Source organism: Streptomyces sp. NPDC057702 (genome assembly GCF_042799315.1).
Classification (GTDB): Bacteria; Actinomycetota; Actinomycetes; order Streptomycetales; family Streptomycetaceae; genus Streptomyces.
In genome coordinates, this window is record NZ_JBHVJC010000024.1 from 140,589 (window position 1) to 148,061 (window position 7,473).

General features: G+C 74.4%; 7 protein-coding genes and 1 pseudogene. 6 read left to right on the top strand and 2 right to left on the bottom strand.

The features are described from left to right. Window positions 1–133 precede the first annotated feature (133 nt). From ACFVFR_RS19890 to ACFVFR_RS19915, 6 genes are all read left to right on the top strand, one after another. Window positions 134–1,501 carry a class II 3-deoxy-7-phosphoheptulonate synthase gene (locus ACFVFR_RS19890; protein WP_383703370.1) on the top strand — a complete coding sequence of 456 codons (1,368 nt, stop codon included), beginning with the start codon at window positions 134–136 and terminating at the stop codon, window positions 1,499–1,501. Between the two features lie 93 nt (window positions 1,502–1,594). After that, window positions 1,595–2,119: an SMI1/KNR4 family protein gene (locus tag ACFVFR_RS19895; protein ID WP_383703372.1), complete on the top strand. Its 525-nt coding sequence runs from the start codon at window positions 1,595–1,597 to the stop codon at window positions 2,117–2,119. Between the two features lie 181 nt (window positions 2,120–2,300). After that, window positions 2,301–2,963, top strand: a complete 663-nt coding sequence (locus tag ACFVFR_RS19900; protein ID WP_383703374.1) for a YdcF family protein — start codon at window positions 2,301–2,303, stop codon at window positions 2,961–2,963. A 194-nt stretch (window positions 2,964–3,157) separates the two neighbouring features. Continuing rightward, on the top strand, window positions 3,158–3,511 hold the full coding sequence (locus ACFVFR_RS19905; RefSeq protein ID WP_383703376.1) for a hypothetical protein: 354 nt from the start codon (window positions 3,158–3,160) through the stop codon (window positions 3,509–3,511). Between the two features lie 387 nt (window positions 3,512–3,898). Further along, window positions 3,899–4,306, top strand: coding sequence for a hypothetical protein (locus tag ACFVFR_RS19910; RefSeq protein WP_383703378.1), 408 nt, complete (start codon window positions 3,899–3,901; stop codon window positions 4,304–4,306). Between the two features lie 337 nt (window positions 4,307–4,643). Continuing rightward, window positions 4,644–5,150: a carboxymuconolactone decarboxylase family protein gene (locus tag ACFVFR_RS19915; protein WP_383703380.1), complete on the top strand. Its 507-nt coding sequence runs from the start codon at window positions 4,644–4,646 to the stop codon at window positions 5,148–5,150. 178 nt (window positions 5,151–5,328) lie between these two features. Here ACFVFR_RS19915 and ACFVFR_RS19920 read toward each other — a convergent pair whose 3' ends face one another. Continuing rightward, window positions 5,329–5,529 (bottom strand): hypothetical protein, encoded by a 201-nt coding sequence (locus ACFVFR_RS19920; RefSeq protein WP_383703382.1) that lies wholly within the window; start codon window positions 5,527–5,529, stop codon window positions 5,329–5,331. Window positions 5,530–7,330: 1,801 nt separating this feature from the next. Next, window positions 7,331–7,473: pseudogene (locus ACFVFR_RS19925) on the bottom strand (4-hydroxy-3-methylbut-2-en-1-yl diphosphate synthase); the annotation flags it as partial.

Here is a 7,473-nt window from a genome sequence, read left to right on the forward strand (position 1 = left end):
CCCACCACCGCGACGAGCGCCCCGCGACACCTGCTCGTACCCCGATCACACCCCCCATGTGACCGACGACAGTGCCACGCAGCGTCCAGAGAGGAGAGCGGCCGGCCCACCGGCCCGCCGCACACGACACCCCATGAACACACAGACGGTCGACACCAGGCGCACCCCGCCCGCGCCCGCCGCCGAGCGGCCCGACTGGCGTTCCCTGCCCGCCGCGCAGCAACCCGACTGGCCCGACCAGCGGGCCCTGCGCGCGGCCCTGACCGACCTGGAGTCCTCCCCGCCCCTGGTCTTCGCCGGCGAGTGCGACCAACTCCGCGACAAGCTGGCCGCCGTCGCCCGGGGCGAGGCGTTCCTCCTCCAGGGAGGCGACTGCGCCGAGTCCTTCGCCGGCGTCGGCGCCGACCAGATCCGCGACAAGCTCAAGACGCTGTTGCAGATGGGCGCGATCCTCACCTACGCCGGCTCGGTGCCCGTGGTGAAGGTCGGCCGCATCGCCGGCCAGTACAGCAAGCCGCGCTCCAAGCCCACCGAGACCCGCGACGGCGTCACCCTGCCCGCCTACCGGGGCGACTCCGTCAACGGCTTCGAGTTCACCGAGGAGTCCCGCCGGCCCGACCCCGAGCGCCTCAAGCGCATGTACCAGGCGTCGGCCGCCACCCTCAACCTGGTGCGCGCCTTCACCGGCGGCGGCTACGCCGACCTGCGCCAGGTCCACGCCTGGAACCAGGACTTCGTCAAGACCTCCCGCTCCGGGCAGCGCTACGAGGCGGTGGCCCGTGAGATCGACCGCGCGCTGAACTTCATGCACGCCTGCGGCGCGGACCCCGCGCGGACGCACTCCGCCGAGGTGTACGCCTCGCACGAGGCGCTCGTCCTGGACTACGAGGCGGCCCTGACCCGCGTGGACGAGCGCACCGGCCAGCTCTACGACCTCTCGGGCCACATGGTCTGGATCGGCGAGCGCACCCGCCAACTCGACGGCGCCCACGTCGAGTTCTGCTCGCGCGTGCGCAACCCCATCGGCGTCAAGATCGGCCCCGGGGCCACCGCGGACGAGGTGCTCGCCCTCGTCGAACGCCTGGACCAGGACCGCGAACCGGGCCGGCTCACCTTCATCGTCCGCATGGGCGCCGGGCACGTCCGCGACCGGCTGCCCACCCTGGTCGAGAAGGTCACCGCCTCCGGCGCCCAGGTGGGCTGGGTGTGCGACCCGATGCACGGCAACACCTTCGAGGCACCCAGCGGCCACAAGACCCGCCGCTTCGACGACGTGCTCGACGAGGTCCGGGGCTTCTTCGAGGTCCACCACGCCCTCGGCACCCACCCTGGCGGCATCCACGTCGAACTGACCGGCGACGACGTCACCGAGTGCGTGGGGGGCGAGGTCCACGCGGACGACCTGCGCCGGCGCTACGAGACGTTCTGCGACCCGCGCCTGAACCGCGCCCAGTCCCTCGACCTGGCCTTCCTGATCGCCGAGACCTACCTGGGCCGCTGACCCACCCCCACCGCGCGGGCCCGGCCCCTCCCGGGGCCCCCGCGCGGTGGCGGGCCTACACTCGCAGGCCACAGCGGACGAGGGGCGGACCTGATGGGGTACATCGCGGGCATCGAGGGCTTCGACGCCACCGACTTCTGGGACGACTCGCCCTACGCGCTGCGCGACTACGTCGAGGCGCCCCCGACCCCGGAGCTGATCGCCGACCTGGAGGCGGAGCTGGGCGGCTACCGGCTGCCCGCCTCGTACGTCGCCCTGGCCCACGCCCACAACGGTGGCGTCCCGCACCGGGCCCACTTCCCGCTGCCCGGCCCGCCGACGCACGACGAGCGGCCCCGGATCGCCCTCAACGGCATCCACGGCATCGGCCGCACGAAGCCGAACTCGCTCGGTGGCGAGTTCGGCAGCCGCTTCTGGATCGAGGAGTGGGAGTACCCGGACCTGGGCGTCTACTTCGCCGACACCCCCTCCGCCGGCCACGACATGCTCGCCCTCGACTACCGGGCCCGTGGCGCCACCGGCGAACCGAGGGTCGTCCACGTCGACCAGGAGGACGCCTTCCGCGTCACGCCACTGGCCGACGACTTCGCGGCGTTCCTCCGAGGGCTGAGGGCGTAGCCGGACTCCCACCGGGCGCCGGGGCCACACCTCCGACGCCGCCGCTGGGCTCGGACACGTCGTGGACCACCCGGCGTTGAGCTGGCGGCCTGGCGGCCTGGTAGCGGGAGGCCGGTGCCGGCGTCCTCGACGCCGTCGCGGAGGATGGGCGGCACCGGCAGCGGTGAACCAGGAGGCGTGCGTGCGGGGTGGGAGCATCAGCGGGGAGCAACGGCGGCGGGCCAGGTTGATCTGGGACTACCACCGGATGGGACACGACGCGTCGCGGCCCGTCGACGTGGCGATCGGACTGGGGAGTCACGACCTCGGCGTCGCGAGCCGCTCCGCCGAGCTGTACCACGCCGGGCTCTTTCCGACCCTGGTGTTCACCGGCGCCAACAGCCCCACCACCGTCGAGGTCTTTCCGCGTGGCGAGGCGGTCCACTACCGCGAGCACGCCCTGGCCCTCGGCGTTCCCTCGTCCGCGATTCTCCTGGAACCGCACGCGACGAACACCGGGCAGAACATCACGCTTTCCCGGGAGGCCATCGCCGGGGCCGGCATTCACCCCACTTCCGTGCTGCTGGTCTGCAAGCCGTACGCGGAACGGCGTGCGTACGCGACAGCACGCGTACTGTGGCCCGACGTCGAGGTGCGCTGTGCCTCGGAGCCGCTGGAGTTCGACGCCTATCTGCAGGGCATCGGCGACGAGAAGTTCGTTGTGGACATGGTGGTTGGCGAACTCCAGCGCGTCGTCGCGTATCCGAGACGCGGCTTCGCCATCGAGCAGGAGGTCCCGGACGACGTGCGGGCCGCGTACGCGTTCCTCGTACGTGCCGGATTCACCAGCCGCCTCATCCCCTGACGCGCTGTTTCGGGCGGCCCGTCCGCGCCGCGGTGCCATGACCGTTTCGGCGTACGGGATTTAATGACGTGGTTATCGTTAATTCGCCGGCTGCGACCCCTCCGAATGGGTGCAAGACTTGAGGAACGGGGCTGTTGAGAAAGCCCCGGCAACCCACGGAGAAGCAAGGAACGCGATCAGGTAAGGACGATGTCATGTCGAAGCGAAACCACGGGGGAGACTCCTCGGAAAGGACGCCGACAAAGCTCACGATGGACCCGCCCGTCGGCGACATCACGTCGGGTACGGGTCGGCTGGTCGCCCATCTCACCGAGCCGAACGGCAGGGGAGTCAGCGGACAGCACGTGACCTTCAGCTACGACCGGGGCGGGCAGGTCGGCGAAGCCACCACGGACCCCGAGGGCAAGGCGGAGTGCCGGCCGCCCTCGCAGTTCAGCCGCATCTTCAGCGGCGTGAAGGGCATGGCCAGCGGAGTCGAGGCGGACTTCGCGGGAAGCCCCCGATACCAGAGCTCGCACACCTCCACGAAGGTTGACGTCGGTATCTGAGACGGACGCGCCACGAGTGGCGACGGGCCGCCCGGCCACCACGGCCAGGCGGCCCCGTCCCCCTGCCACCCTCCGCACCCGCGTATCAGGGCCTCCGCGACGAACCCCCTCCCGCACGCCGACAGGCCCACCCACGCCCCGGCCCGTCGTTTCCCCTCCCGCCCCGCACATCCCCGACCTACCCGCACCTCGCGCCTCCGCGCGTCCGCGCCGCCGCGTCGACGGGGCGGCCCGCACCCCGGCAGCGTCGCGTTAGCGGTGCGTGAGCAGCGGGTGAGAGCGTCGGTGGGCAGGTGGCGGGGCGCGTGAGCGCGCGTCCGGCCGACGTTCGCGTACGGGCGCACCTCCGGTGGTGCGCCGGCGCACCACCGGAGAAAGCGTGCAGGGATGAAGCTGAAGAGAACGAAGGCCGCACTCGTCGCCGCGGCGGCTGTCGCCGGACTCGCCGTGGCCGCCGCGCCGGCCCAGGCCGACGTGTGCGACGTCGGCGGTGGCGGCAAGGTGATCTGCGAGTACGCCATCAGCCAGTACACCTTCAAGAACGGCGTCAAGCAGGAGTTCGCGATCGGCACGGACTACGCCGTGTGGACGCGCTGGACCAACACGTCCGGCAAGTGGAACTCCTGGTCGTCCCTGGGTGGCGTGGCCCGTAGCGGCGCCGAGATCTGCCAACTGCCGCACGACACGTTCTACATCTCGATCACCGGTACCGACGGCAAGCTGTGGGAGCGGGTGCGCTACAGCTACCCGGAGGGCTCCTGGTCCCAGTGGGAGCGCGGCTCGGGCTGCCACTGACCCGCGCGCTGACGCGCGACGGCCCACCCGTGGGTCCGCCCGTGGGCCCGCGCCGGGCGGGCCGCGTCGGGCACGGGCGCCCGGGCCGTGCGCCGGGCGCCCGGCCGGGCCCGCGTGCCCGCACAATCCGCGCGGCGCGGACGCCGCCCGGCCGCCTGGTCACCGCGCTCACCAGCCCGTGAGGTCCTGGCCGGGGCGCCGCCCCGGCCGAGGGGGCGCCAGCGCCGGGACCTGCCGGCGCGGCCCCGCCGCGATCCGTCGCCGGGTGGTGGTCACATCCGGTCCTCGCGTTCCGTCAGGTCGGTGACAGCACCACAGACGAGCAGGGGAGACGGCGATGGAAACGCGTTCGATCACGGCGGAGGTCCCGACGGTGCCGCGGATGGCGGAGGACCCGAAGGAGTTGGTGCCCGAGTTGGCGGAGGTCTCGGCTGCGCTGTTCAAGCTCGTCGGCAACGGCTCGCTGCCGCGCGCCACGATCAGCCTGGTGCAGCTCCGCGCGGGGCAACTCGTCGGCAACAGCTATCTCACCGTGCTGCACACGGGGTTCCTGCGGAAGGCCGGCGAGTCGGAGGAGCGGATCACGACGGTGGTGTCCTGGCCGGACTCGCCGTACTTCACGGCCGCCGAGCGGGCCGCGCTGGCGCTGGTGGATGCCGTGCTGCGGCCGGCGGTCGCGGGTGAGCGGGTCCCGGACGAGCTGTACGCGCTGGCGGCCGAGCACTACGCGCCGAAGGCGCTGGCCACGCTGATGTTCGCGATCGGGCAGGTGAGCTTCTTCGCCTCGGTGGCGCTCATCGCCAAGCCGGTGCCCGGCCGGTCCTTCACCGATCCGTGGAAGTGAGCCCGCCCGGATAGGCCACGGGTTCGGGCCCGCGCCCGGCCGGCACCGCACGTCGGTGCCGGCCTTGGCATGTCCCGCCCTGGCGGGTGCCCTGGTGGGTCCGGCCCTGGCGGATGGGCCCGGCCCTGGCGCCGGCCCCGCGCGAGCTCGCGACGGGCGGGTCACGACGGCCCGCCGGCTACTGGCTCCCCCCGGCCGTGTTGACGAACGCCACGATCACCACCAGGCCCACCCCCACCACCTCGACGACCCGGACCCAGCCCGGCACGGGGCGGCCCGCCCTGACCGCCGAGCGGCGTACGAAGAACGCGACCAGCACGGCCAGCAGCCCCAGCGGGGCGAGGACCAGGGTCCACCAGATGGCTTGGACCGGAGTCATGGTGTGCTTCCTCGACGCTCGACGGGGGCGGTACGCGCCAGCTTCCGCTGAACCGTCCGGGACCCTCCCCGTGTACGCCCGCACAGCCCCCCGGCGCACACCACCACCCCCGCACGCCCGCCCCGGCCAGCCCGCGTCCCCCACCACCTGGCGCGGCTGCGACCCCGCCCCACCCAGCCCCCCGGCCCGCCAGGGCGACGACGTACGCGACCAGGGCGACGACGTACGCACGCCGAGAGGCGGCCACGCACACGCGTGACCGCCCCTCGGCGTGACCGTTTCCAGCGCTGCCCCGCGCCACCCCGTGCGCCGCCCCACGGCCCCCGGCGGTGACGCCGGCCGGATGGGCGGACAGACCGTTGGGCGGCGTGCGACTCAGGCCGGGTCGCGGCTGGCCCACCAACCGGCGGGCTCACGTCACGCACCCGCCGGGCTCGAAGAGCCCGACCCGAAGCGCGAGCGCCGCCGCGCGTGCGCCGACACACAAGCGCCGAACGCGCGCCGGTGGCCCCGCCCCGGGCGCGAGGCCACGGGGGGATGGGCCCGAGGCGCCGGGCGCCGAGGCCGCCGCGCGTGCGCTCCGCGCGGCCCCGGCTTCGGCCTTCACCGCACCGGGTGGGCCTGGGGGCGAGCCTCCAGCCGGGCCGCGAAGGCGCCCCGCCTTGGGCGCGAGTCCGCCGCGCCGCGTGGGCGCCCCGCCGGTCTGGGCGTGAGGCCGGCGGAAGGTGTGGGCCCGGGCCCTGAGCTCCGTGTCCGCCGAGCCGCGTAGGCGCCCTGCGTGACCCCAGGGCTCTACCGCACCGGGTGGGCCTGGGGGCGAGCCCCCGGCCAACTCCGGGCCTGCCGCGCCGCGTGGGCGCCCCGCCGGCCTGGGCGTGAGGCCGGCGGAGGTGCGGGCCCAGGCCCTGCGTTCCGTGTCCGCCGAGCCGCGTAGGCGCCCGCTCGGCTGCGGCCTTCACCGCACCGGGTGGGCCTGGGAGCGAGCCTCCAGCCGGGCCGCGCAGGCGCCCCGCCCTGGGCGCGAGTCCGCCGCGCCGCGTAGGCGCCCTGCGTGGCTCCGGGGTTCTACGACACCGGGTGGGCCTGGGATCGAGCCCCCCGGCCAACTCCGGGCCCGCCGCGCCGCGTGAGCGCCTCGCACCGGCCTGGGCGTGAGGCCGGCGGAAGGTGCGGGCCCGGGCCCTGCGTTCCGTGTCCGCCGAGCCGCGAAAGGCGCCCGCCCGGCCTCGGGCTTCACTACACCGGATGGGCCTGGGGGCGAGCCTCCAGCCGGGCCGCGCAGGCGCCCCGCCTTGGGCGCGAGTCCGCCGCGCCGCGTAGGCGCCTCGCACCGGTCTGGGCGTGAGGCCGGCGGAAGGTGCGGGCCCGGGCCCTGAGCTCCGTGTCCGCCGAGCCGCGAAGGCGCCCGCCCGGCCTCGGGCTTCACCACACCGAGTGGGCCTGGGGGCGAGCCTCCAGCCAGGCCGCGCAGGCGCCCCGCCTCGGGCGCGAGTCCGCCGCGTCGCGTAGGCGCCCTGCGTGGCTCCAGGGTTCTACGACACCGGTGGGCCTGGGAGCGAGCCCCCCGGCCAACCCCGGGGCCCGCCGCGCCGCGCAGGCGCCCCGCTCCGTCCCGCTTCGGGCGCGAGTCCGTCGTGGGGCGCGGCGGACACGGCACGGGGTGGGTCTGCGGGTGAGCCCCCAGCCAGGTCCGGGTCCGCCGCGCCGCGCTGGCGCGCCGCACCGGGGTGGGGCCGGGAGCGAGCCTCCAGCCCCACCCCGCGTCCGCCGCGCCGCATAGGCGCTCCGCGTAGGCGCCTCGTCAGCCGGCGACGCTGATCTGCGGTTCGCCCGACTCGACGCCGGCCTTCTCCATCTCTTCGGCGATCTTCATGGCCTCGTCGATCAGCGTCTCCACGATCTTCGACTCCGGCACGGTCTTGATGACCTCACCCTTCACAAAGA

Excerpts from the sequence above, each read along its gene's own strand:
- ACFVFR_RS19915 (WP_383703380.1), top strand. The coding sequence starts at position 4,644 with ATGGAAACGCGTTCGATCACGGCGGAGGTCCCGACGGTGCCGCGGATG.
- ACFVFR_RS19905 (WP_383703376.1), top strand. The coding sequence starts at position 3,158 with ATGTCGAAGCGAAACCACGGGGGAGACTCCTCGGAAAGGACGCCGACA.
- ACFVFR_RS19895 (WP_383703372.1), top strand. The coding sequence starts at position 1,595 with ATGGGGTACATCGCGGGCATCGAGGGCTTCGACGCCACCGACTTCTGG.
- ACFVFR_RS19890 (WP_383703370.1), top strand. The coding sequence starts at position 134 with ATGAACACACAGACGGTCGACACCAGGCGCACCCCGCCCGCGCCCGCC.
- ACFVFR_RS19920 (WP_383703382.1), bottom strand. The coding sequence starts at position 5,529 with ATGACTCCGGTCCAAGCCATCTGGTGGACCCTGGTCCTCGCCCCGCTG.
- ACFVFR_RS19910 (WP_383703378.1), top strand. The coding sequence starts at position 3,899 with ATGAAGCTGAAGAGAACGAAGGCCGCACTCGTCGCCGCGGCGGCTGTC.